General features: G+C 60.3%; 27 protein-coding genes. 14 read left to right on the top strand and 13 right to left on the bottom strand.

Annotated features, from left to right (window positions below; genetic code table 11):
• Positions 1-232: 232 nt before the first annotated feature.
• The 4 genes from ACZZ0B_RS00510 to ACZZ0B_RS00495 all read left to right on the top strand — a co-directional run bounded on the left by ACZZ0B_RS00510 (position 233) and on the right by ACZZ0B_RS00495 (position 5,377).
• Complete coding sequence (locus tag ACZZ0B_RS00510) at positions 233-475, top strand: exodeoxyribonuclease VII small subunit (protein WP_003228627.1); 243 nt, start codon at positions 233-235, stop codon at positions 473-475.
• A complete protein-coding gene (gene ispA, locus ACZZ0B_RS00505) occupies positions 472-1,359 on the top strand; it encodes a (2E,6E)-farnesyl diphosphate synthase (protein ID WP_008081830.1) in 888 nt (295 codons plus the stop codon). The genes ACZZ0B_RS00510 and ispA overlap by 4 nt, the downstream gene beginning before the upstream one ends.
• 91 nt (positions 1,360-1,450) lie before the next feature.
• Positions 1,451-3,349, top strand: a complete 1,899-nt coding sequence (dxs, locus tag ACZZ0B_RS00500; protein ID WP_440096982.1) for a 1-deoxy-D-xylulose-5-phosphate synthase — start codon at positions 1,451-1,453, stop codon at positions 3,347-3,349.
• Positions 3,350-3,490: 141 nt separating this feature from the next.
• Positions 3,491-5,377 carry a TonB-dependent receptor domain-containing protein gene (locus ACZZ0B_RS00495; RefSeq protein ID WP_463544152.1) on the top strand — a complete coding sequence of 629 codons (1,887 nt, stop codon included), beginning with the start codon at positions 3,491-3,493 and terminating at the stop codon, positions 5,375-5,377.
• 132 nt (positions 5,378-5,509) lie between these two features.
• Here the strand turns inward: ACZZ0B_RS00495 and ACZZ0B_RS00490 are convergent, their stop codons facing one another.
• The 12 genes from ACZZ0B_RS00490 to nrdR all read right to left on the bottom strand — a co-directional run bounded on the left by ACZZ0B_RS00490 (position 5,510) and on the right by nrdR (position 14,468).
• Positions 5,510-6,310 (bottom strand): cobalamin-binding protein, encoded by an 801-nt coding sequence (locus ACZZ0B_RS00490; RefSeq protein WP_463544151.1) that lies wholly within the window; start codon positions 6,308-6,310, stop codon positions 5,510-5,512.
• Positions 6,310-6,729 carry a hypothetical protein gene (locus ACZZ0B_RS00485; RefSeq protein WP_008081834.1) on the bottom strand — a complete coding sequence of 140 codons (420 nt, stop codon included), beginning with the start codon at positions 6,727-6,729 and terminating at the stop codon, positions 6,310-6,312. Before ACZZ0B_RS00485 ends, ACZZ0B_RS00490 begins: the two co-directional genes overlap by 1 nt.
• Entirely contained in the window at positions 6,726-7,343 is a 618-nt protein-coding gene (ribA, locus tag ACZZ0B_RS00480) for a GTP cyclohydrolase II (protein WP_008081835.1), read from the bottom strand. The genes ACZZ0B_RS00485 and ribA overlap by 4 nt, the downstream gene beginning before the upstream one ends.
• A 222-nt stretch (positions 7,344-7,565) precedes the next feature.
• Complete coding sequence (locus tag ACZZ0B_RS00475; RefSeq protein ID WP_463544150.1) at positions 7,566-8,309, bottom strand: substrate-binding periplasmic protein; 744 nt, start codon at positions 8,307-8,309, stop codon at positions 7,566-7,568.
• Between the two features lie 37 nt (positions 8,310-8,346).
• The gene (locus ACZZ0B_RS00470) at positions 8,347-8,850 is read right to left on the bottom strand and encodes a phosphatidylglycerophosphatase A family protein (protein ID WP_008081837.1); all 504 of its coding nucleotides are present in this window, start codon (positions 8,848-8,850) and stop codon (positions 8,347-8,349) included.
• Positions 8,847-9,812 carry a thiamine-phosphate kinase gene (gene thiL / locus ACZZ0B_RS00465; protein ID WP_463544149.1) on the bottom strand — a complete coding sequence of 322 codons (966 nt, stop codon included), beginning with the start codon at positions 9,810-9,812 and terminating at the stop codon, positions 8,847-8,849. Before thiL ends, ACZZ0B_RS00470 begins: the two co-directional genes overlap by 4 nt.
• Before the next feature lie 18 nt (positions 9,813-9,830).
• Entirely contained in the window at positions 9,831-10,331 is a 501-nt protein-coding gene (gene nusB / locus ACZZ0B_RS00460) for a transcription antitermination factor NusB (protein ID WP_034153728.1), read from the bottom strand.
• Positions 10,328-10,804, bottom strand: coding sequence for a 6,7-dimethyl-8-ribityllumazine synthase (gene ribH / locus ACZZ0B_RS00455; protein ID WP_003228649.1), 477 nt, complete (start codon positions 10,802-10,804; stop codon positions 10,328-10,330). Before ribH ends, nusB begins: the two co-directional genes overlap by 4 nt.
• Positions 10,805-11,040: 236 nt before the next feature.
• A complete protein-coding gene (ribBA, locus tag ACZZ0B_RS00450; RefSeq protein WP_158834239.1) occupies positions 11,041-12,132 on the bottom strand; it encodes a bifunctional 3,4-dihydroxy-2-butanone-4-phosphate synthase/GTP cyclohydrolase II in 1,092 nt (363 codons plus the stop codon).
• Between the two features lie 16 nt (positions 12,133-12,148).
• Complete coding sequence (locus ACZZ0B_RS00445) at positions 12,149-12,826, bottom strand: riboflavin synthase (RefSeq protein ID WP_397483570.1); 678 nt, start codon at positions 12,824-12,826, stop codon at positions 12,149-12,151.
• Positions 12,827-12,873: 47 nt separating this feature from the next.
• Positions 12,874-14,007, bottom strand: coding sequence for a bifunctional diaminohydroxyphosphoribosylaminopyrimidine deaminase/5-amino-6-(5-phosphoribosylamino)uracil reductase RibD (gene ribD / locus ACZZ0B_RS00440; protein ID WP_463544148.1), 1,134 nt, complete (start codon positions 14,005-14,007; stop codon positions 12,874-12,876).
• On the bottom strand, positions 14,004-14,468 hold the full coding sequence (nrdR, locus tag ACZZ0B_RS00435; RefSeq protein ID WP_007910946.1) for a transcriptional regulator NrdR: 465 nt from the start codon (positions 14,466-14,468) through the stop codon (positions 14,004-14,006). The genes ribD and nrdR overlap by 4 nt, the downstream gene beginning before the upstream one ends.
• A 128-nt stretch (positions 14,469-14,596) precedes the next feature.
• Here nrdR and ACZZ0B_RS00430 point away from each other — a divergent pair, with 128 nt between their 5' ends.
• The 3 genes from ACZZ0B_RS00430 to trxA all read left to right on the top strand — a co-directional run bounded on the left by ACZZ0B_RS00430 (position 14,597) and on the right by trxA (position 16,782).
• Positions 14,597-15,061, top strand: a complete 465-nt coding sequence (locus ACZZ0B_RS00430; RefSeq protein WP_463544147.1) for a hypothetical protein — start codon at positions 14,597-14,599, stop codon at positions 15,059-15,061.
• Positions 15,058-15,711 carry a class I SAM-dependent methyltransferase gene (locus tag ACZZ0B_RS00425; RefSeq protein ID WP_463544146.1) on the top strand — a complete coding sequence of 218 codons (654 nt, stop codon included), beginning with the start codon at positions 15,058-15,060 and terminating at the stop codon, positions 15,709-15,711. The genes ACZZ0B_RS00430 and ACZZ0B_RS00425 overlap by 4 nt, the downstream gene beginning before the upstream one ends.
• A gap of 198 nt (positions 15,712-15,909) precedes the next feature.
• Positions 15,910-16,782 (top strand): thioredoxin, encoded by an 873-nt coding sequence (gene trxA, locus ACZZ0B_RS00420; RefSeq protein ID WP_463544145.1) that lies wholly within the window; start codon positions 15,910-15,912, stop codon positions 16,780-16,782.
• 113 nt (positions 16,783-16,895) lie between these two features.
• Here trxA and ACZZ0B_RS00415 read toward each other — a convergent pair whose 3' ends face one another.
• Positions 16,896-17,255, bottom strand: a complete 360-nt coding sequence (locus ACZZ0B_RS00415) for a hypothetical protein (RefSeq protein ID WP_440096992.1) — start codon at positions 17,253-17,255, stop codon at positions 16,896-16,898.
• Positions 17,256-17,389: 134 nt separating this feature from the next.
• On the opposite strand from ACZZ0B_RS00415, the gene ACZZ0B_RS00410 reads away from it, so the two are divergent.
• The 7 genes from ACZZ0B_RS00410 (at position 17,390) to ACZZ0B_RS00380 (ending at position 23,434) form a co-directional block, all read left to right on the top strand.
• Positions 17,390-18,457, top strand: coding sequence for a PAAR domain-containing protein (locus tag ACZZ0B_RS00410; RefSeq protein WP_463544144.1), 1,068 nt, complete (start codon positions 17,390-17,392; stop codon positions 18,455-18,457).
• The gene (locus tag ACZZ0B_RS00405; protein ID WP_463544143.1) at positions 18,454-19,020 is read left to right on the top strand and encodes a hypothetical protein; all 567 of its coding nucleotides are present in this window, start codon (positions 18,454-18,456) and stop codon (positions 19,018-19,020) included. Before ACZZ0B_RS00410 ends, ACZZ0B_RS00405 begins: the two co-directional genes overlap by 4 nt.
• Positions 19,021-19,178: 158 nt before the next feature.
• Positions 19,179-19,778 (top strand): DUF2796 domain-containing protein, encoded by a 600-nt coding sequence (locus ACZZ0B_RS00400; protein WP_440096995.1) that lies wholly within the window; start codon positions 19,179-19,181, stop codon positions 19,776-19,778.
• A gap of 139 nt (positions 19,779-19,917) precedes the next feature.
• Positions 19,918-20,628, top strand: a complete 711-nt coding sequence (locus ACZZ0B_RS00395; protein ID WP_440096996.1) for an ABC transporter ATP-binding protein — start codon at positions 19,918-19,920, stop codon at positions 20,626-20,628.
• A 1-nt stretch (position 20,629) separates the two neighbouring features.
• Positions 20,630-21,895, top strand: coding sequence for an ABC transporter permease (locus ACZZ0B_RS00390; RefSeq protein WP_008081862.1), 1,266 nt, complete (start codon positions 20,630-20,632; stop codon positions 21,893-21,895).
• A gap of 11 nt (positions 21,896-21,906) precedes the next feature.
• Complete coding sequence (locus tag ACZZ0B_RS00385) at positions 21,907-22,425, top strand: DUF3299 domain-containing protein (RefSeq protein ID WP_463544142.1); 519 nt, start codon at positions 21,907-21,909, stop codon at positions 22,423-22,425.
• A 310-nt stretch (positions 22,426-22,735) separates the two neighbouring features.
• Positions 22,736-23,434, top strand: a complete 699-nt coding sequence (locus ACZZ0B_RS00380; protein ID WP_008081866.1) for an OmpW/AlkL family protein — start codon at positions 22,736-22,738, stop codon at positions 23,432-23,434.
• The last annotated feature ends 96 nt before the right edge of the window (positions 23,435-23,530 follow it).

The raw sequence follows: 23,530 nt of genomic DNA, 5'->3' as shown, positions 1-23,530 counted from the left end.
CATATATAGGTTTAGGGCTGCTACGCAGCCCATCGGGGATAAATCCCCTCGCCACAGGGATCTTTGTTCTCACACGAGATCTTTGGTCTCACAGGAGATCCTTGTATTCAGATGGGATTCTTGTTCTGCACCAGGGATCACTCGTTGTCGCTGGCATCGCCCCGCTCATTTGCCCATAAACCCCCTATCTGCTAGTGTCGCGCCGGTTTAACGTCAACCGGAAATCGCCGCCATGGCCCGCAAAAAAGCTGCACTGGATTTCGAACAGTCCCTCGCCGACCTGCAAACATTGGTCGAGCGTCTGGAGAACGGTGAATTGTCGCTGGAAGACTCGCTGACCGCTTTCGAGCAGGGCATCGGTCTGACCCGTGATTGCCAGGCAGCGCTGGCGCAAGCCGAGCAGAAGGTGCAAGTGCTGCTGGAGCGCGATGGCGAACTCGCCGAGGAACCCTTCGACGCGGAACAGCCAGAATGATTGCAGCGTACACGGCGACCAGCCAGGGCCGGGTCAACGCGGCGCTGGAAACCCTGTTCAATGCGCCGCTGCCGGAACTGGCGCGGCTTTACGAAGCCATGCGCTACAGCGTGATGAACGGCGGCAAACGCGTGCGTCCGCTGCTCGCCTATGCGGCGTGCGAAGCGCTCGGCGGCAAGGCTGAGCAAGCCAACGGCGCCGCTTGCGCGGTCGAGTTGATCCACGCTTATTCGCTGGTGCACGACGATTTGCCGGCGATGGACGACGACGATTTGCGTCGTGGTCAGCCGACTACTCACAAAAAATTCGATGAAGCCTGCGCGATTCTTGCCGGTGATGGTTTGCAGAGCCTGGCGTTCAGCGCCCTGCTCGATCCGCGCCTGAGCGATTGCAGCAGCGATATCCGCCTGCAAATGGTCACCGCGCTTGCGCAGGCTGCGGGGCCGGCAGGCATGGTTGGCGGCCAGGCCATCGACCTGGGTTCGGTCGGCCTCAAGCTCGATCAAAAAGCCCTCGAACAGATGCACCGGCACAAGACCGGCGCGCTGATCGAAGTCAGCGTCAAACTCGGCGCCCTGGCCAGCGGCCGTGCCGAGCCGGACGAACTGCGCGCCTTGCAGACTTATGCACAGGCCATCGGCCTGGCTTTTCAGGTGCAGGACGACATCCTCGACGTCGAAAGCGATACCGCAACCCTCGGCAAACGCCAGGGCGCCGACATTGCCCGGGACAAGCCGACCTACCCGGCCCTGCTCGGTCTCGATGCGGCAAAAGCCTACGCGCTGGAACTGCGCGATCAGGCCCTGCATGCCCTGCGACCGTTTGACGCGGCAGCCGAGCCCTTGCGCGAGCTGGCCCGGTATATCGTCGAGCGCCGCAGCTGACGGCGAATCCGCCAAAAAAGACCAACGCGTGGGCAGGGGGCGATGCATCAGGTAAACTGCCGCATCTTCTATACCTATAACGATTCGCCTGATGCCCACGACGTTTCATGAGATTCCCCGCAAGCGCCCGACCACGCCCCTGCTCGACCGCGCGAATACGCCGGACGGCCTGCGCCGGTTAGGCGAAGCCGAGCTGGAAACCCTGGCCGATGAGTTGCGCCTGGAATTGCTCTACACGGTCGGTCAGACCGGTGGGCATTTCGGTGCCGGCCTGGGCGTGATCGAGCTGACCATCGCGCTGCATTACGTCTTCGACACGCCGGATGACCGGCTGGTGTGGGACGTTGGTCATCAGGCGTATCCGCACAAGATCCTTACCGGTCGCCGTGAGCGCATGGAATCGCTGCGCCAGAAGGACGGCATCGCTGCCTTCCCGCGTCGCGCCGAGAGCGAGTACGACACCTTTGGCGTCGGCCACTCCAGCACCTCGATCAGCGCTGCGCTGGGCATGGCGATTGCCGCCCGCCTGCAAAACAGTGATCGCAAGGCGATTGCCGTGATCGGTGATGGCGCGTTGACCGCCGGCATGGCCTTCGAGGCGCTGAACCACGCGCCGGAAGTGAACGCCAACATGCTGGTGATCCTCAACGACAACGACATGTCGATCTCGCGCAACGTCGGCGGCCTGTCGAATTATCTGGCGAAGATCCTTTCCAGCCGCACTTACGCGAGCATGCGTGAAGGCAGCAAAAAGGTCCTGTCGCGCCTGCCCGGCGCGTGGGAAATCGCCCGTCGCACCGAAGAATACGCCAAAGGCATGCTGGTTCCCGGCACCCTGTTCGAAGAGCTCGGCTGGAACTACATCGGCCCGATCGACGGCCACGACCTGCCGACCCTGATCGCCACGCTGCGCAACATGCGTGACCTCAAAGGCCCGCAGTTTCTGCACATCGTCACCAAAAAGGGCAAAGGCTTCGCCCCGGCAGAAGTCGACCCGATCGGTTACCACGCCATCACCAAACTTGAACCCCTGGACGCTCCAGCCGCTGCGCCGAAGCCTGCCAGCGGGCCGAAATATTCGGCAGTGTTCGGCGAGTGGCTGTGCGACATGGCCGCAGCAGATCCGCGCCTGGTCGGGATCACCCCGGCAATGAAGGAAGGCTCGGACCTGGTGGCGTTCAGCGAACGCTTCCCGCTGCGCTACTTCGACGTGGCGATTGCCGAGCAACACGCGGTGACGTTCGCCGCCGGCATGGCCTGCGAAGGCGCGAAACCGGTGGTGGCGATCTACTCGACGTTCCTGCAGCGTGGTTACGACCAGTTGGTGCATGACGTCGCGGTGCAGAACCTTGACGTGCTGTTCGCCATCGACCGTGCCGGTCTGGTCGGCGAAGACGGCCCGACCCACGCCGGCAGCTTCGACCTGTCGTACCTGCGCTGCATTCCGGGCATGGTCATCATGACCCCGAGCGATGAAAACGAACTGCGCAAAATGCTCACCACTGGCCACCTCTACAACGGCCCGGCGGCGGTGCGTTATCCGCGCGGCAGCGGCCCGAATGCGACCATCGAGAAGGATCTCGAGCCGATCGAAATCGGCAAGGGCATCGTCCGTCGTCAGGGCAGCAAAGTCGCCCTGCTGGTGTTTGGCGTGCAATTGGCCGAAGCGCTGAAAGTCGCCGAGACGCTCGATGCCACGGTGGTCGACATGCGTTTCGTCAAACCGCTGGATGAAGCCTTGGTGCGCGAGATTGCCGGCAGCCACGAGTTGCTGGTGACGATTGAAGAGAACGCGATCATGGGCGGCGCCGGTGGCGCGGTCAGCGAGTTTCTCGCCCGCGAGAACATCCTCAAGTCGATGCTGCACCTGGGCTTGCCGGATATCTACGTCGAGCACGCCAAACCTGCGCAGATGCTGGCCGAGTGCGGGCTGGATGAGGCCGGGATCGAAGCGTCGATTCGTCAGCGCCTGGAATTGCTCAACCGCTAAGCGTTCCCCCTGTAGGAGCTGCCGAAGGCTGCGATCTTTTGATCCTGCTTCTCGGCGGCTCCAGACCTTCCTAAAAAGCAAAATCAAAAGATCGCAGCCTTCGGCAGCTCCTACCGGGTTTTGCATAAGCCATGGATTGCCATGAAACTCTCGCGCCTCGCCCTGCCTTTCTTCCTGCTGCCGTCCGCCAATGCCCTCGCCGACACCTTCGAGCGCGATCAGGCGCTGAAGCTGCCGGATGTGCTGATCTCCGCCAACCGTCAGGTTGAAGCGCGCAATGACAGCAGCGCCGCCAACACCGTATTCACCCGCGAAGACATCGACCGTCTGCAACCGAGCGACGTGCCGGACTTGCTGCGTCGCGTGCCGGGTGGGCAAGTGGCGCAAACCGGTGGGCGCGGCAGTCTGCCGGGCGTTTACATTCGTGGCACGCAGTCGGCGCAAAGCCTGGTGCTGGTCGACGGCCAGCGCATCGGCAACTCGACGTCCGGCGACAGCAATCTGCAACACCTGAACATCGAACAGATCGAGCGCGTCGAAGTGCTGCGCGGTTCGCGTTCGGTGATTTATGGCAGCGATGCGATTGGCGGGGTGATTCAGATTTTCACCCGACGCGGCACCGAGCAAGGTCTTCAGCCACGCATGCACGTCGGTTTCGGCAGCAACCAGACCTGGGAGCGTAGCCTCGGTTTGTCCGGCGGCGATGAAAAAACCCGTTTCAACCTCGGCGCCAGCCTCGATGAAACTGCCGGGATTGATCGCACGCACGATTCGTATCCAAGCGATGGTGATCACGATGCCTATCGCAACAAATCCGTCAGCCTGAGCCTCAGCCATGCGTTGACCGACGACATTGAGATCGGCGCCAATCTGCTCGATAACCGTGGCAAGAGCGAGTTTGACAGCCCGTTCGGTAGATATGACGTCGTGACGGATCAGTCCTACCAACAGCAACCCTACAGCGATTTCAACGTCAGCAGCATCAGCAGCTACTTCGACGCACGGGTCAACGACCTGTGGAAAACCCGCGTCGAGTTCGGCCATACCGAGAACCGCGAGAAGACCCTGGATAAACTCAGCGACGAGCGCACGGTGTTCAACACCTATTTCGACTCGGTGAACTGGCAGAACGACCTCACCTTGAACGCGCGCAACAGCCTGATCCTCGGTGGCGACTGGTACGAAGATCGCGTCAACAGCAGCACCGCGTTCGACGAGGACAGCCGCTGGAATCGCGCCGCCTTCATCCAGCATCGTTATCAGGCCGACAGCTTCTCCACCGAGCTGGGTCTGCGTCACGATGACAATCAGCAATTCGGCAGCCAGAACACCTGGAGCGGCACGTTCACGTTGCCGTTGAACCCGGATAACGATCTGCTGCTCAGCTACAGCGAAGGCTTCCGCGCGCCAACGTTCAACGACTTGTATTACCCGGATTTCAGCAACCCCGATCTGAAACCGGAAACCTCGAAAAGCTATGAGCTGCAATGGCGCAGCCAGTTGAGCGACAGCAGCCGTCTGGAAGCGTCGATTTACCGTACGGATCTGCAAGACGCGATCATCTTCGGCAGCAATTCACGTCCGGAGAACGTCGCTTCAGCGCGAATCAACGGTTTCGAAGCGGCGCTGAAACAGGAACTGTTCGATTGGCAGAGCAACCTTGGCGTGTCGATCATCGACCCCCGCGATCGTGATAGCGGGCATACCTTGGCACGACGTGCGCGGCGGACGTTGAGCTGGGATCTGGATCGCCAGTTTGACCAGATCGGCGTCGGTGCAAGTTGGCAGGCGGTGAGCAGCAGTTATGACGATCTGAAAAACGAAAACCCGCTGGGTGGTTATGCGTTATTCGGATTGCGCAGCAGTTGGGCGTTGAACCGCGAGATCAAGCTGGATCTGAAAGTGGATAACGTTTTCGACAAGGGTTACAGCCGGGCGAATTACAGCTACGACGGCGGCCAATACGGTTATCGCGAGGAAGGTCGTGTGTGGATGTTTGGTGTCACCTGGACCCCCGAAATCCGCTAAGACCCCGCATCTGGGTATCCCCCGACACCCCGTAGGAGCTGCCGCAGGCTGCGATCTTTTGATCTTCGGCAATCCCGACTCAGCCACAAAGCAAAGTCAAAAGATCGCAGCCTTCGGCAGCTCCTACAGGGGTTATTGGTGTGTTGCGATGAGTTGGCAGAGCTTGGCGGTGGCGTCGATCATCTGGCCGCTTGGGCGTTCGAGGCCTTTGTCGGTGATCAGCAGTAATTGCTGCTGTTTTACAGCGGCGACCTGCGGCCAGTTGTTCCAGGCGTTGAGCTGGGACTGGTCGCTGGCCAGAATCACTTCGGGATCACGCTGCAACACTGATTCGATGCTGACTTGCGGCGCAGGCAAGGTCAGATCGCTGAACACATTGCGCGCCCCGCACACCTCAAGCGCATCGCTGATAATCTGCCCGCCACCGACGGTATACAGCGGCTTGTCCCATACCTGATAAAACACCCGCAACGGCACTTCCCGGTGAAAGCGCTGGCGCAGCTCGGCGAGTTTTTGCCGCAGATCAGCCGCCAGCTTCAGCCCACGTTCAGGTCGACCCAATTGCGTGGCAATGGCTTCAATCTGCACAGAAAGCTGATCAAGGGAATGCGGTTCGGCGATGAAAGTCGGAATGCCCAGGCGCTTCAACTGATCACGCTGCGCCGGGCCGACGCTGCCGGGCCAGAGCAACAACAAATCAGGTTTGAGGCTCAGCAACCGTTCCACGTCGAGCTGGCCATAACGACCGACCGATGCAACGTTGGCAATTTCAGCCGGGCGTTCACCGGCATCCAGCACACCGACCAACAGGTCTGCAGAATCCAGTTCAACAACGATTTCAGAAAGCGACGGCGCCAGGCTGACCACCCGCAGGTTTGCCAGCACCGGGCCGCTGACGGCCAGCAGCAGAACCGCCAGCCAGAGACGGCGCATCAGCCGAGTTGACGCGGGATACGGTAGAGGTAAAACAGCACGGCGGTGGACAGCGCCAGCAGCATCAACGGCACCGCTTCGAGACCGACGAATACCGCCAGTGCGCCGATCCAGGCCGGCAATGCTGCCGCGAGAAACGCCGAACGACGGTTCGCCGCGAGGGCAATCCATGCGTCGGGCTCTTCAGGAGTATCAAGGGCTTTTTGCGTGGCGATCAGGGCATGCTTGTAGCGGCCGAAAAACTTCAGGCTGACAAACATCGACGCCACGCCGGCAATAAACAGCGGCATCGCCAACACCGGTAAAATCCCCTCGTCCTGCCCGAACAGCGCATTGAGGACGAACAGCGGCACCAACGCCAGCGCCAAGTATTTCCACCAGGCGACTGACAATCGGCGTCGCACCTGACCACGGGTCACGCGCGATCAACCTCGCCCTGATGCTCGTTGCCCATCATGTGGTCGAGCTTGCTGGCCTTGGTCGCCAGGTACAGTTTGTTGTGCGGGTTGTGGCCGGTGTGCAGCGGCACGCGCTCGGCGACGGTGATGCCCATGTCGGTCAAGGCTTTGACTTTGCGCGGGTTGTTGGTCATCAGGCGCAGGGATTTCACACCCAGATGCTCAAGCATCGGCAGGCACATGGCGTAATCGCGCTGGTCGGCGGCGAAACCCAGACGCTCGTTGGCTTCAACGGTGTCGGCACCGCCGTCCTGCAATTCGTAGGCGCGGATCTTGTTCAACAGACCAATGCCACGACCTTCCTGACGCAGGTAGAGCAACACACCACGGCCTTCACGGGCAATGGCTTTTAGCGCGCCTTCGAGTTGCGAGCCGCAGTCGCAACGCTGGCTGAACAAGGCGTCGCCGGTCAGGCATTCGGAGTGCAAACGGCCGAGAACCGGGGCACCGTCGGCAAACTCACCCAGGCTCAGCACGACGTGCTCGCGGCCAGTGGCTTCATCGAGAAAACCGTGCATGGTGAATTGCGCAAAAGGCGTTGGCAGCTTGGAAGCGGCGACAAAGACGACAGGCACCGGTGTGCTCCTGATCTAAAGAGTCTGAAAATTCGCAGGCCGGCATTGTAACAGCAGGTTCCTACCGGCGCTTAGGCTGAATTATCGGGCATAACGATCAAAAAGTTTGATAACTACCCGGACAACATGGATCCCTGTAGGAGCTGTCGAGTGAAACGAGGCTGCGATCTTTTGATCTGTTTTTTAGAATCAAGATCAAAAGATCGCAGCGTGCCGCAGCTCCTACAGGGGATTTGTGGCGAAGGGGTAGGGTTGCTTCCACTTCTCGAAGATCGGCTTCAATTCGCCGCTGTTAACCAATTGCTGCATGCGCTGGTCGTACAGCGCCATCAGCGCACGGGCCTGCGGAGTGTCGGCAAACCCGAGAAACAGTGGCAACTCGGCCAGGTGCGAATAGCGATACTGCGTCGGATCCGTCGCCGTTTTCACCACCGCTTCAATCTCGGTCAGCGCATCGATGTAGTAATCCGCCCGCCCCTGCTTGAGCATCGAGAGAATGCCGGTGCGGCGCTCGATCTGGTTGTAGCGCTTGATGTTCGGCAGGTAATTTTCGTAACGATAGCCACGCACCCACGCCAGTCGATACTTGCCCAGCGTCGCCTGGGTGGGCGATGGGTTGTTCGCCAGGCCCAATGCGTAGATATGGTCGGAATCGAAATTCCACTGCGGATACAGCACTTGCTCGGCTTCGTCGCGGTAGGAGCCGACCAGCGCGTCGACTTCCTTCAACTGCACCAGCCCCACCGAACGGGTGTACGGCACCGTGCGAATGTCCAGCTTGACCCCCGCCGGCTCGAACACCTTGCGCAGTACATCCCAACCCAGACCATGGCCATCGGCGGCGGTGTAGTCTTCCCAGTCTTCGCTGGCCAGATGGATGACTGCAGGCGTCGGCGCGGCTTCCTGCGCACCGGCCACGGTGCTCAGCAAAGCCAAAACCACTAACGCCAACCAGCGTCGAGTCATCCCTAGTCCCCTCACTTGACCCTGATATCCCTTGGAATCAGGCGAAAATCCACACCAGGCCCTGCATGGCCAGCCAGGCGAACACACCGGCCAGCACATCGTCGAGCATGATGCCGAAGCCGCCATGCACATGCCGGTCGACCCAGCGGATCGGCCAAGGCTTGAGAATGTCGAAGAAACGGAACACCAGGAAACCCGCAAGTAACCAGTACCAGCCTTCCGGCACCAGCCACAGGGTGATCCACATGCCGACCATTTCGTCCCAGACGATGCCTTCGTGGTCGTGTACCCGCAGGTCGTCGGCCACTTTGCCGCACAGCCAGAAGCCGAACAGCATGGTGATCCCGAGCATCAGCCAGTAACCCCAGTCGGGCAACATCTGCCACAACGGGATAAAGGGTAGCGCAACTAACGAGCCCCACGTGCCCGGTGCTTTCGGCAAGGTGCCGGAACCGAAACCGAAGGCAATGAAATGCCAGGGATTGCGCCACACCGACGGCGGTACGAATTCGCCCGGAACCTGTTTCGGGTGGTCTGTCACGGTGACTCCTGAAAATGTTGATAACCCCGGATTTGCGGGGTGATGTCGCGCCCGTCACGATCCAGCAGCGCCACGCCCTGCCCCTCTGCCACACGACCGATCACGTGGATCGGCCAGCCATTGGCCAGCAACGCTGGCAACTCGACGGACGGCAGGGTGAAGGCCAACACATAATCATCGCCGCCGCTGAGCGCTGCACGTTCGGCGCCACGCTGGCCGAGAAACGCCACTAAAGCATCCGACAGCGGTACACGCTCGCGTTCAATCTCAAGCCGAACCTTCGACGCCAGTGCGATGTGCCCGCAATCGGCGAGCAGGCCATCGGAGATGTCCAGCGCCGACGTGGCTTTGCCGCGCAAGGCCTGACCGAGCGCGAGTTGCGGTTGTGGCGACCAGTAATGATCGAGCAGCGGCTGGCCGATTTCTGGCTCGGCCTCACGCTGGCCCAACACCAGTGGCAAGGCACCGGCAGCATTGCCCAGCTCTCCGCCGACACACAGCAAGTCACCCGGCTGCGCGCCGCTGCGGGTCAAGGCCTGACCGGCAGGAATACGACCGAACACGGTGACAGTCAGGCTCAACGGCCCGCGCGTGGTATCGCCGCCGACCAGCGCGACGCCGCAGCTCTGCGCCATGCGGTTCAAACCGCGAGCATAGGCTTGCAGCCAATCGGCGGTCACCGTCGGCACAGTCAGGGCAAGGGTAAAGGCAACGGGCGTGGCACCCATGGCGGCCAGATCGCTGACCGCAACGGCCAGCGAGCGCTGACCGAGCAGAAACGGATCGCAGGGGTCGGCGAAATGCACACCGGCCACCAGCGTATCGGTGGAAATCGCCAGCTGTTCCCCGGAAGGAACAGCGAGCAAGGCGCAGTCATCGCCGATCCCCAGCGCAACGCCGTCGCCGCCCTGCGCACAAGGCGCGGCGGCGAAGAAGTTGCGGATCAGCTCAAACTCGCCCATAGCCGATTCAAACGCCAATCAGCGCTTGAACGCCTTCACTTCAGCTTCACGCAGGCGCGGGGCCAGTTTGTCGAGCACGCCGTTGACGAACTTGTGACCGTCGGTGGAACCGTAGACTTTCGCCAGTTCGATCCCTTCGTTGATCACAACGCGATACGGCACGTCGACGCGCTTGAGCAGTTCCCAGGTCGACAGGCGCAGTACGCACAGTTCAACCGGATCCAGCTCTTCGATGGTCAGGTCCAGGCACGGCGCCAGCGCAGTGTCGATCTCGGTCAGACTGGCCGGAACACCGTGCAGGATGTCGTGGAAGTAGCTGGCATCGGCGAAGGTGAAATCGTTGTCGACGCGAAACTGCGCTTCGATTTCGTTCAGCGAAGTACTGGCCATGTGGCGCTGGTACAGCGCTTGCGTCGCCAACTGACGGGCAGCGCGGCGCTTTTCACTTTTCGAAGGCTTGCCGGCGTCGGTTGGACGCGGCTCGCGCGGGTTGAAACGATCGCTTTCGTCGCTAATCACTTGGCCTCCAACTGTGCCAGCAGGCTGACCATTTCCAGAGCGGACAGGGCAGCTTCAGCACCTTTGTTACCGGCCTTGGTGCCGGAACGTTCGATGGCTTGCTCGATGGAATCAACGGTCAGAACGCCGAAAGCGACCGGCACGCCGAACTCCATGGACACCTGGGCCAGACCCTTGGTGCATTCGCCGGCCACGTATTCGAAGTGCGGAGTACCGCCACGAATGACCGCGCCCAGGGCGATGATTGCTGCGAACTCGCCTTTCTGGGCGACTTTCTGCGCAACCAGCGGGATTTCGAAGGCGCCAGGTGCGCGGATGATGGTGATGTCGCTTTCGCTCACGCCGTGGCGAACCAGGGCATCAACTGCACCGCTGACCAGGCTTTCAACGACGAAGCTGTTGAAGCGGCCCACTACCAAAGCGTAGCGGCCTTTAGGGGCGATGAAGGTACCTTCGATGGTCTTCAGGGTCATTCGTCAGTTCTCTTAAAGAGCCGGGACGCGTTTCGTACGCATCCCTCAGTGATATTAGCCACGAACACATGGCCGGAAAAATCCGCATTACTACTGGATAGCACCCTTGTGGCGAGGGGATTCATCCCCGATGGACTGCGCAGCAGTCCCAAAAACAGGGGCCGCTGCGCAGCCCGTCGGGGATGAATCCCCTCACCACAAGAATCCATGTCAACAATGCCGGAAACGACCGGTCATTATTCGGAGGGCACGTATTCTACAACTTCCAGATCGAAACCGGATATCGCATTAAATTTCATTGGCGCAGACATCAGGCGCATTTTGCGCACACCGAGGTCACGCAGGATCTGCGAACCGGCACCGACGATGCTGTAGGTGGTCGGTTTTTTCGGCGCTGGCTGATCAGCGGTTTCACGGATATGCGCCAGCAGCACGTCGCCATCGAGCGGGTGACCGAGCAGCAACACCACACCGCTGCCCGCCTCGGCAACCGCAGCCATCGCGGCGCGCAGGCTCCAGCGGCCCGGTTGCTTGACCATCAACAGGTCGCGCAGCGGATCCATGTTGTGCACGCGAACCAGCGTTGGCTCTTCGGCGCAAACAGTGCCTAGGGTCAGCGCCATGTGCACGTCGCCTTCCACCGAATCACGATAGGTCACCAGGTTGAATTGGCCCAGTTCGCTGTCGAGTGGCTGCTCGGCAATCCGCTGAACGGTACGTTCGTGGATCATCCGGTAGTGAATCAGGTCGGCGATGGTGCCGATCTTGATGTTGTGTTCAGCGGCGAAGGCTTCCAGCTCAGCGCGACGGGACATGGTGCCGTCGTCGTTCATCACTTCGCAGATCACCCCGCTCGGCTCGAAACCGGCCATGCGCGCGAGGTCGCAAGCGGCTTCGGTGTGGCCAGCGCGAGCGAGGGTGCCGCCGGCCTGAGCCATCAGCGGGAAGATGTGGCCGGGGCTGACGATGTCTTCAGCCTTGGCGTCTTTGGCGGCCGCAGCTTGCACGGTGCGCGCACGGTCGGCGGCGGAGATGCCGGTGGTGACGCCTTCGGCGGCTTCGATCGAAACGGTGAACTTGGTGCCGAAACCGGAACCGTTGCGCGGCGCCATCAGCGGCAACTTCAACAGTTCGCAGCGCTCGCGGCTCATCGGCATGCAGATCAGGCCACGGGCGTGCTTGGCCATGAAGTTGATGTGTTCGGCCTGGCAGCATTCGGCGGCCATGATCAGGTCGCCTTCGTTCTCGCGGTCTTCGTCATCCATGAGGATGACCATCTTGCCTTGGCGGATGTCTTCAACCAGTTCTTCGATGCTATTGAGCGCCACAAGGCACCCCCTTCAGTCAGGATTTGAGATAGCCATTGGCGGCCAGAAAGCTTTCAGTGATCGTGCCACCAGGCTTTTGTGAAGAGCCGGACTCCGCAGCCTTGTCACCCAAGAGCAGACGCTCCAGATAACGCGCCAGCAAATCGACTTCCAGATTCACCCGGCGACCTGGCGTGTACGACGCCATGATGGTTTCGCTCAGGGTGTGCGGAATGATCGTCAGCATGAATTCGGCGCCATCGACTTCGTTCACGGTCAGGCTGGTGCCGTCGACGGTGATCGAACCTTTATGGGCGATGTACTTGGCCAGCTCTTTCGGCGCGCGGATGCGAAATTCCACGGCGCGGGCATTGTCGCTGCGCGAGACGATTTCGCCGACGCCGTCGACGTGGCCGCTGACCAGATGCCCGCCGAGACGAGTGGTCGGGGTCAGGGCTTTTTCCAGATTGACCGGGCTGCCGCTTTTCAGGTCATTCATGGCGGTGCAGTCGAGGGTTTCACGGCTGACGTCGGCGGCAAAGCCGTCGCCCGGCAGCTCGACCGCCGTCAGGCACACGCCGTTGACCGCGATGCTGTCGCCGAGTTTGACGTCGCTCAGGTCGAGCTTGCCGGTTGCGACGTGTACCCGCACATCACCGCCCTTTGGGGTCAGTGCGCGGATACTGCCGATGGATTCGATGATGCCGGTAAACATGGGGTTCTCCTTGAGAACTAAGCCAGCGTAATAACGATGGCCGGGAATTATACGCTCGCCGAACGGACAGGGATGGCAGTGACTCGCCAGTCATCGCCGACCGCACGAATTTCAGTGATTTTCAGCTCCGGCGCATCCTTCATATGGGCCAGCGGCCAGTCCAGCAATGGACGCGCCGTGGAGCCGAGGAACTTGCCGGCGATGAAGATAACGAATTCATCCACCAGACCGAGCTGAGCGAAAGCGCCGGCCAGACGTGGGCCAGCCTCGACCAGCACTTCGTTGGTGCCGCGATTGGCCAGCTCGATCAGCAATTGATGCAGATCGACCTGACCGTCATCGCCCGGCACGATCAGGCATTCCGGGCCGTGGGCGTATTGCTCTTCGATCGCGACGCAGGTGGCGACCAACGCCGGGCCAGCCTTGAAGAATGGTGCATCGAGTGGCACCCGCAGGCGGCCGTCGATCAACACGCGCAGCGGCGGTCGGCTCATGGCCAGCGCGGTTTGCTCGCGGTCCAGACCGAGTTCGTCAGCGCGAACGGTCAAACGCGCGCCATCCGCCAGCACCGTGTCAGCGCCGGTCAGCACCACGGCCGCCTGAGCGCGCAAACGCTGGACCGCCGAACGCGCCGCCGGGCCGGTGATCCATTGGCTCTCGCCGTTTTCCATCGCCGTGCGCCCGTCGAGGCTCATCGCCAACTTGACCCGCACGAACGGCAAGCCGTGTTCCATGCGTTTCAGAAAGCCTTGATTGAGCTGGCGCGCTTGAGCTTCGAGCACACCGCTTTCAGTGGCGATGCCGGCATCGGCCAGGCGTTGCAAACCACGTCCGGCAACTTGCGGATTCGGATCACGCATCGCCGCTACGACTCGGGCGACACCGGCATTCACTAGCGCATCGGCACACGGCGGCGTGCGGCCATGATGGCTGCACGGTTCGAGGGTCACATACGCGGTAGCGCCCCGAGCCAGTTCACCGGCAGCGCGCAGCGCATGGACTTCAGCGTGCGGTTCGCCGGCGCGTTCGTGCCAGCCTTCGCCGACAATCTGCCCGTCGCGCACCACCACACAGCCGACCCGAGGATTGGGATGGGTGGTGTAGTGACCTTTGCGCGCCAGTTCCAGCGCACGCGCCATAAAGCGCGCGTCGAGGATGGCCTGCTCGGCGACGGTGGTCATTCCTTCACCGGTTCGCGGGCGAGGCGGTCGATTTCTTCGCGGAATTCGTTGAGGTCCTGGAAGCGCTTGTACACCGAAGCGAAGCGGATGTAGGCGACTTCATCAAGCTTCTGCAATTCAGCCATGACCAGTTCGCCGACCACGAGGGACTTGACCTCGCGCTCGCCGGTGGCGCGCAGCTTGTGCTTGATGTGAACCAGAGAGGATTCGAGGCGCTCGACGCTCACCGGACGTTTCTCCAGGGCGCGTTGCATGCCGGCGCGGAGTTTTTCTTCGTCGAACGGTTGGCGGCTGCCGTCGGTTTTGATCAGGCGCGGCAACACCAGTTCGGCCGTCTCGAACGTCGTGAAACGCTCGCCGCAGGCCAGGCATTCACGCCGGCGGCGCACCTGTTCGCCCTCGGCGACCAGACGCGAGTCGATGACCTTGGTGTCGTTGGCACCGCAGAAGGGACAGTGCATGGTGGCTGGCAACAAAAAAAGGGAGGGCCATGGTAGCGCATCCCGGTGGCAAGACAAGCCATAGGCTTTGCGGTATACAGAACGGCATGATCGTTTGATCCATGGATTTCATTTTGCCGGAGCATCCAATGCCGTTACGTCCGCTCGTTTTGCTCAGTCTTTTCAGCCTGCTGGTGGCCTGTGGCAGCGATGCACCCAAGCCCCAGCCGCCGACGCCAGGCCCGGCACCGCAACAAGCGCAGAAAAAAGCCAAGGAAGCCGCCGAGCTTGGCCCGCTACCGCCTTATCAACGCGAACTGAGCGGCACCCTGCAAGGCGTGCCGGCCGGTGCCGAAGTCGAATTGGCGTTGCTGGTGATCGATGAAAAGGATCGCCCGCAACAATTGCTCGCCAGTTCCAGCCTGATCGGCAACAACCAGATCCTGCCGTTCCATGTGCGCTTCAACCCCGAGGCCTTTCCGGTCGGTGCGCGAGTTGAATTGCGTGGCCGCGCCAGCCAGTCCGGCCAGTTGATCCTGCATCTGCCGTCGCAAACCATCACCCAGCCGACCACTCAGGCGTTGGGCCAACTGCAATTTGTCAAAGCACCATGACGGCACCGCTCGACCTGCAACAGGCGTTAGGTGAATTGCTCGGCGACGCCAGACTCAAGGTCTGCGCGTTGCCGGACACTGATTTACAGCTATGGCTGATCGATGGCGACAACATGGATCGCCAATTCAGTCAGGAAGAAATTCAGCGAATTCTGCACGAGCCACCCTATTGGGGTTTCTGCTGGGCCAGCGGTCTGGCGGTGGCGCGTTATCTGGCGGAGTTTCCCCAGTGGGTGCGCGGCAAACGCGTGCTGGATTTCGGCGCAGGTTCGGGGATTGCCGGGATTGCGGCGGTGAAGGCCGGGGCGCTGGAGGTGGTGGCCTGCGATCTCGATCCGCTGGCGATTGCCGCGTGCCGGGCGAATGCCGCACTGAATAATGTAGAGATGAGTTATTCGACGGATTTCTTTGCCGAAGCAGATCGCTTTGATCTGATTCTGGTGGCGGACGTGTTGTATGACCGGGCGAACCTGCCGTTGCTCGATGCATTTTTGAGCCGCGGCCGCGAGGCGTTGGTCGCGGATTCGCGGGTTCGGGATTTTCGCCATCCGTTGTATGAACGCATTGAAATGCTTGAGGCGATGACGTTGCCGGATCTGGCCGAGCCTGAGGAATTTCGGCATGTCAGCCTGTACCACGCGCGGCGCTAACCAAAAGCATCGCGGGCAAGCCCGCTCCCACAGTGACCGAGTCGAACCAACATTTCGTATACGACACAGAACCCTGTGGGAGCTGGCTTGCCAGCGATGGCGTCCTGCCTAGCGGTACACCTCTCAAATCTGCCCCGCTTCCGGCCACACCCCGCCAAGCCGTATAGTTGCCCTATCCACGCTTTGACGAGATCCCCCATGAGTGAGCAAACGCCGTACATCTTCGACGCCACGACTGCCGATTTCGACCAGTCGGTGATCGAGGCTTCTTTTAACAAACCGGTGCTGGTGGATTTCTGGGCCGAATGGTGCGCGCCGTGCAAGGCGCTGATGCCAATGCTGCAAGGCATTGCCGAGAGCTATCAGGGCGAATTGCTGCTGGCCAAGGTCAACTGCGACATCGAGCAGGACATCGTCGCCCGTTTCGGCATTCGCAGCCTGCCGACCGTAGTGCTGTTCAAGGACGGTCAACCGGTCGACGGCTTTGCCGGCGCGCAACCGGAATCCGCTGTGCGCGCCCTGCTAGAGCCGCATGTGCAGATGCCGCCGCCGGCCGCTGCCGATCCGTTCGAACAGGCCCAGGCGTTGTTCGATGATGGTCGCTATGCCGATGCCGAAGCGGCGCTGGTGGTGATGCTCAATGAAGACAACACCAACGCCAAGGCGCTGATCCTCTACGCGCGCTGCCTGACTGAACGCGGCGAGCTGGACGAAGCGCAAACCGTGCTTGATGCGGTCAAGAGCGATGAGCACAAGGCTGCTTTGGCTGGGGCCAAGGCGCAGATCAAGTTCCTCGGTCTGGCACGTGACCTGCCGGATGCCGCCGACCTGAAAGCGCGTTTGGCGAAAGATCCGCAGGATGATGAGGCGGTGTATCAACTGGCGATTCAGCAGCTCGCTCGCCAGCAGTACGAGGCGGCGCTTGAGGCAATGCTCAAGCTGTTTATCCGCAATCGCAATTATGCCGAAGGCTTGCCACACAAAACCTTGCTGCAGGTGTTCGAGTTGCTGGGCAATGATCATCCGCTGGTGACGGTGTACCGCCGCAAGATGTTTGCTGCGCTTTATTAAGATCAACAGATCGCAGCCTGCGGCAGCTCCTACAGGTTCAGCGTTCATCCGCAAAATGCGCGGTGAACACGATCCCAATGTAGGAGCTGCCGCAGGCTGCGATCTTTAGCGGCTCACTCGATCCAGCTGTAGAGCGGCGTATCCCCGCCGCTCACCACTTTCACGTCCGCGCTATGGCGCAAGCGCACCAGCAAGCGCTTGCCCGCCACCGCGCTGCCGGTCAGCCCTTCAAGCTGTTCAAGCAGATCCGGCCCGCTGAGCTGCCCGGCCTTGCGCAACAGATCCTTGGCCAGCTGCCACAACGCATCGTCCTGATTCAGCGGTTTCGCCGCAGGCGCCGACGCCACCGCTTCAGACTGGCCGATCGGCGCCTGCGTATTCAGCGCCGAACCCAGCTTGACCCAGTCACTGTCATCCAGCTCAACAGTCAAATCCACCGGCACTTCGCCGACGGTTCCACGTATCCGCAACATTGCGTTCGCTCCCGCACATTTCTGACCTGCATGCTCCCACGGGACTTGTGCAACGCCAAGTAAAGGCGCCAAACGCATCTGGTAATTCTTGGGTAATCGACTACATTGATCTCTTTTTCGCGGGAAGGATCCCAATGTCTTCAGGACGAAAACTGGCCTCAAAGGGAGGCCCGACCTCTACGGGAGGTGTGGTACTTGAGGGAAATGAAAACCTCAATATCGAAGGAAAAATAATCGCCTCCATCGGACAACTCGCCAGTTGTCCGGTTTGCGGCCCCGGCAAAGGTCCGATCCAGCCACCAAAAGGCATCAAGTTTCAGATGCTGGTGGATGGATCGATCATCGACGACAACATTATTCAGAACGATGACAAGCCTCGCATTTACTCGCTCATCTCTGACAAGGGGCAAACCGGCATCACACTCTCGGGTTCAAAGACATTACCCTCGGTAAAAACCCGCGATAGCCACGAAGTTACTATTCAGATCGTCGGCTCATCGGGAGCGACGAAGGCGATGCACACAGCCACGCTGACCGAAGGCAAGTCCCTGTCGATCGTCGCCGTTTCACCGTGGGTGAAGGTGCCTTTGTCCACCAGCGGTGCCGTTTCCAATGACACCTTTTACGAGGTGGAGTACGGGGTCAAACGCAAAAACGAGACCCGCACCGTGAAAGTGGTCATCCAGGATATGCCGCGCCGCATATTGATGGAGGCGCTTTCACACCGAGGTTCGACCGTATGGGCCGGTAACAACGTTAAACACTCTTTACCGCATCCAACACTTAAGAAAAGCGTGGAATTCCGGGCGGAATCAAACAAGTGCAATGTGTTCGTCTATGACGTATTGACCGCAATCGGTGTCAATGTGGCGATGATCGAACATGGCTCTTCAAAATACATTCCGGGTTATTCCAAAGTGAGTTCGCCGACCGCAGGAGAATGGGCAGACGAAACCCGACTGCTTAATAGCTGGAACGCCGAGAAATCACCGCTTCCCGGAGACGTCGGTGCTTATGCTGTCAATTACACGGATGCCAGCGGCCACGTAGGTTTTGTTCTGACCCAGGGTGTCTGCATTTCTGCAGGCTGGGACAAAATAGAAGTCAACGATGTCGGTTTTCGAATCGCATCGGGCAATGCCGCTCGCGGTGACCACGACTTCACCATCTTCCGACGCTACAAATACAGCAAACCACAATGAAACGTCTTTTCTGGATAATCCTGACTGCTTCACTTTTACTGATTGTGGCATGGCGATTTTGGTCGCCCGCCAACCTTTCAGCCTGTACCTACGAAAACATAGCGCCGGGTTCGCTGACCGCCGTGGTCCGCAATTATTTTGAGGGCAATAGCCGCATCGACTGGCGGGATATGGACGACCGTTTCGACATACTTTCTACTCCTGAAGGCCAAAAAATCGCTGGCCAACCAAAGCCGTACACCTGCGAAGCACTGCAGATACTACAAAGCCCGGCGTTCAGTCAGAGTGAAAAAATCTTCACCACTGCGTTGATGTTCCAGTTGCCGATAGGCCAATACATGGCCTTCATGGATCGCACCCATCAACTCTATGCAGAGGGCAAAATAGATCAGGAGGTCATGAAAGTGGTAATACGTCCACGCGGAACAGCCATCAATTACTGGTGGCTGCCAGCATGGCGCCAGCGCTTCACTCGCGATGCCGCGAGCGTGCTTGAGGCAAATCTGATCAAGTATGTGCTATCGGGCCATTACTGGTTCGACTATCCCGGCGCAGGCTTCTGACTCTACAAGCATGACCTCCAATCTATGTACCGCCCCGGAATCTGTCCCGGGCGGTGCTCAGTCATGCCTTGCGCAAAGCGGAACGCACGGGCAAACTCTGCGGACTTTCGTTATAAGATTACATAACAAACTCTTCACTTTACTTCCCGGAGACCGCCATGCGTCGTCTGTTGCTCGCTTTGCCGTTTGCCCTGTTGCCGCTGGCCATCGCCCACGCGGCCGATGAGCATGACCACGATCACGACCATGAACACGGCAGCCTCGGCGCGCACGAACACGGCGTTGGCCGTCTGAACGCTGCGCTGGACGGTCAGACTCTGGAACTGGAGCTGGAAAGCCCGGCGATGAACCTGGTGGGTTTTGAACACGTCGCCACCAGCGATGCCGACAAGGCCAAGGTCGCCGCCGCCCGTGCGCAGTTGGAAAAACCGCTGGCACTGTTCAGCCTGCCAGCCGCTGCTGGCTGCAAAGTGGTCAGTCAGGAGCTGGAGAGCCCGCTGTTCGGCGACAAACCGGATGCCGACGATCATGACGCCGATGAAGCGGACAAGGACGGTCATGAGCATCACCACGACCACAGCGAAATCCACGCGCATTATCAATTCAACTGCGCGGCACCGGGCGCGTTGAAGACGCTGGACCTGGCCAACGTGTTCAAGACCTTCCCGGCGACGCAGAAAATTCAGGTACAACTGATCAGCACCAGCGGCCAGCAAGGGACCGAAGTGACGGCCAAGGCTGCTTCACTGAAATTCTGATAACACCGGAACACGTATTCCAATGTAGGAGCTGCCGCAGGCTGCGATCTTTTGATCTTGCTTTAAGAAGATCAGGAGCAAAAGATCGCAGCCTTCGGCAGCTCCTACAGGGGCTATGAAAACTCATGAAATTGGTGTCATGACCCAAGCACTCATCGAACTGTCCGACCTGGGCTTTAACTGGCCCGGTCACCCGCCGTTGCTGGACATCCCGGCGTTTCGCCTGGAAGCCGGCGAAACCCTGTTCCTCAAAGGCCCCAGCGGCAGCGGCAAGACCACCCTGCTCGGCCTGCTCGGCGGTGTGCAGAAACCCGGTCGTGGCAGCATTCGTCTGCTCGGCCAGGAGCTGACTCAACTCTCGGCCGGCGCCCGCGATACCTTTCGTGTCGATCACACCGGCTACATTTTCCAGCAGTTCAACTTGCTGCCGTTTCTCTCGGTGCGCGAGAACGTTGAGCTGCCGTGTCACTTTTCCAAGCTTCGCGCACAACGGGCGAAACAGCGTCACGGCAGCGTCGACCAGGCCGCCGCCACCCTGCTCGCGCACTTGGGTTTGAAGGATGAAAGCATTCTCAGCCGTCGCGCCGATTCGCTGTCGATCGGTCAGCAGCAACGGGTCGCCGCCGCACGCGCGTTGATCGGTCAGCCAGAGTTGGTGATCGCTGACGAGCCAACCTCGGCGCTGGATTACGACGCCCGGGAAAACTTCATTCGCCTGCTGTTCGCCGAATGCCGCGAGGCCGGATCGAGTCTGTTGTTCGTCAGCCACGACCAGAGTCTGGCGCCGCTGTTCGACCGTCATCTATCCCTGGCCGAACTCAATCGCGCCGCCACGTCTGCCGAGGTCTGAGATGTATCTGTTTCGTCTGGCCATGGCCAGCCTGGCCAACCGCCGCTTCACCGCCCTCCTCACCGCGTTCGCGATTGCCTTGTCAGTGTGCCTGCTGCTCGCCGTTGAACGGGTGCGCACCGAAGCCAAAGCCAGTTTCGCCAGCACCATCAGCGGCACCGACCTGATTGTCGGCGCCCGCTCCGGTTCGGTGAACCTGCTGCTGTACTCGGTGTTCCGCATCGGCAACGCCACCAACAACATTCGCTGGGACAGCTTCGAACATTTCGCCAACAACCCGAAAGTGAAGTGGGCGATCCCGATGTCCCTCGGCGACTCCCATCGCGGGTACCGGGTGATGGGCACCACTGAGGCCTATTTCGAGCATTACCAGTACGGTCGCCAGCAGCATCTGCAACTGGCCGACGGTCGTGCATTTGCCACCGATCCGTTTGAAGTGGTGCTCGGCGCTGAAGTGGCCGATGCGCTGCATTACAAGCTCGGCGACAAACTGGTGCTGGCCCACGGCGTGGCGGCGATCAGTCTGGTCAAACACGATGACAAACCGTTCACCGTGGTCGGCATTCTCAAGCGCACCGGCACCCCGGTCGATCGCACGTTGCACATCAGCCTCGGTGGCATGGAGGCGATTCACATCGACTGGCACAACGGCGTGCCGGCCCGAGGCAATGGGCGGATCAGCGCTGATCAGGCGCGCAATATGGACCTGACGCCACAAGCGATCACCGCATTCATGCTCGGTCTCAACAGCAAGATTTCCACCTTTGCGCTGCAACGCGAGATCAACGAATTCCGTGGCGAGCCGATGCTGGCGATCCTGCCGGGCGTGGCGTTGCAGGAATTGTGGAGCCTGATGAGCACCGCTGAAAAAGCGTTGTTCGTGGTGTCGTTGTTCGTCGTGCTGACCGGATTGATCGGCATGCTCACGGCGATTCTCACCAGCCTCAACGAACGCCGCCGCGAGATGGCGATTCTGCGTTCGGTCGGCGCAAGGCCGTGGCACATCGCGAGTCTGCTGGTGCTGGAGGCCTTCGCGCTGGCACTGACCGGCGTCATCGCAGGTCTGGCATTGCTGTACATCGGCATCGCCGCTGCGCAGGGTTACGTGCAAGCCAATTACGGTTTGTTCCTGCCGCTGGCATGGCCGAGCGAGTATGAATGGACGCTGCTCGGTGGCATTCTGGCGGCCGCGCTGCTGATGGGCAGCGTGCCGGCCTGGCGTGCGTATCGCCAATCCCTGGCCGATGGCCTGTCGATCCGTTTATGAGGATGTTCACCATGCCCCGCGCCTTGCTTGCGCTACTGTTGCTGGTCGCCTTGCCCGTATGGGCCGCGGCGACGAAAGACCTGACGTGGTCGGAAATGATCCCGCCGGACGCCGCCCCGGAAGTGCCGAACATGACCCCGCTGCACGACCTGTCGAAGATGGGCGATGCGCTGTCGGCGGAGTCGGCGCCAGCGGCGAAGCAGGATCTGCCGAATGCGCCGGTGGTGCAGAGTCTCGATGGCCAGAACATTCGGTTGCCGGGCTATATCGTGCCGCTGGAAGTCAACGAAGAGGGGCGCACCACGGACTTCTTGCTGGTGCCGTATTTCGGCGCGTGCATTCATGTGCCGCCACCGCCGTCGAACCAGATCGTGCATGTGAAAAGCGAGTTGGGCGTGAAGCTCGACGAGCTGTATCAGCCGTACTGGATCGAGGGGCCGTTGCAGGTCAAGGCGTCGAGCAGCGAGCTGGCGGATGCCGGGTATCAGATGGAGGCGGACAAGATTTATGTGTATGAGCTGCCGGAGTAAACGCCGGTAGTTTCAAGATCAAAAGATCGCAGCCTTCGGCAGCTCCTACAGGTGAACGCATTCCAATGTAGGAGTGAGCCTGCTCGCGATGGGGCCGCAAAGGTTGCTGCCGGAGTAAATCCCGGTAGTTCAAGATCAAAAGATCGCAGCCTTCGGCAGCTCCTACCGGGGATCATGTTTCTCTGTAGGAGCTGCCGAAGGCTGCGATCTTTTGCGGACTTCACTGTTTCATTGAGCTGAGTCAAAAGACCGTATCAGTTGGCTTCGTACCATAGGACATCAGAAATTTTTAACGTCCTTTGGAGCCCCCATGAACAAGTCCTTGCTCAGCGCTTCGCTGTTTGCCCTCGCGCTCGCAGCCCCGCTCGCCCACGCCCACGATGCCGGTGACATCATCGTTCGCGCCGGTGCAATCACCGTCAATCCGAAGGCCGACAGTTCCAGCGTCAAGGTCGATCAGGGTCCGTTGAGCGGCACCAATCTGGGCGGCAAGGCGACCATGAGCAGCGACACCCAACTGGGTCTGAACTTCGCCTACATGGTCACCAACAACATCGGTATCGAGTTGCTGGCGGCCTCGCCGTTCGAACACGACGTGAAGCTCAAAGGCACCGCCCTGCCAGCGGCCAACGGCAAACTCGGCACCCTGAAACACCTGCCGCCAACCCTCAGCGTCGTCTACTACCCGCTGGATTCGAAGTCGGCCTTTCAGCCGTACGTCGGCGGCGGCATCAACTACACCTGGATCTACGACGAACACGTCGGCAGCGAAGCGCAGTCGAACGGTTTCAGCAACTTCAAGGCGAAAAACTCCTGGGGTCTGGCGTGGCAGGTCGGTGCTGACTACATGCTGACCGACAACATCATGCTCAACGCCCAAGTGCGTTACATCGACATCGATACTCGTGCGACTGTGGAGAACAACGCGGTGGCACCGGGCACTCGCGCCAAGGTGAATGTTGATGTCGATCCGTTTGTGTACATGGTGGGTCTGGGCTACAAGTTTTAAGGAACATTCGCGTGGTGGTGAATGCGGGCTAATGTGGTGAGGGAGCTTGCTCCCGCTGGGTTGCGAAGCGACCCCGAAATCGGCAAAAAGTGGAGC

The organism is Pseudomonas sp. AC247 (assembly GCF_979258015.1).
Note: the sequence above shows the minus strand (reverse complement) of the source record. Positions and strands in the feature narration are given on the sequence as shown.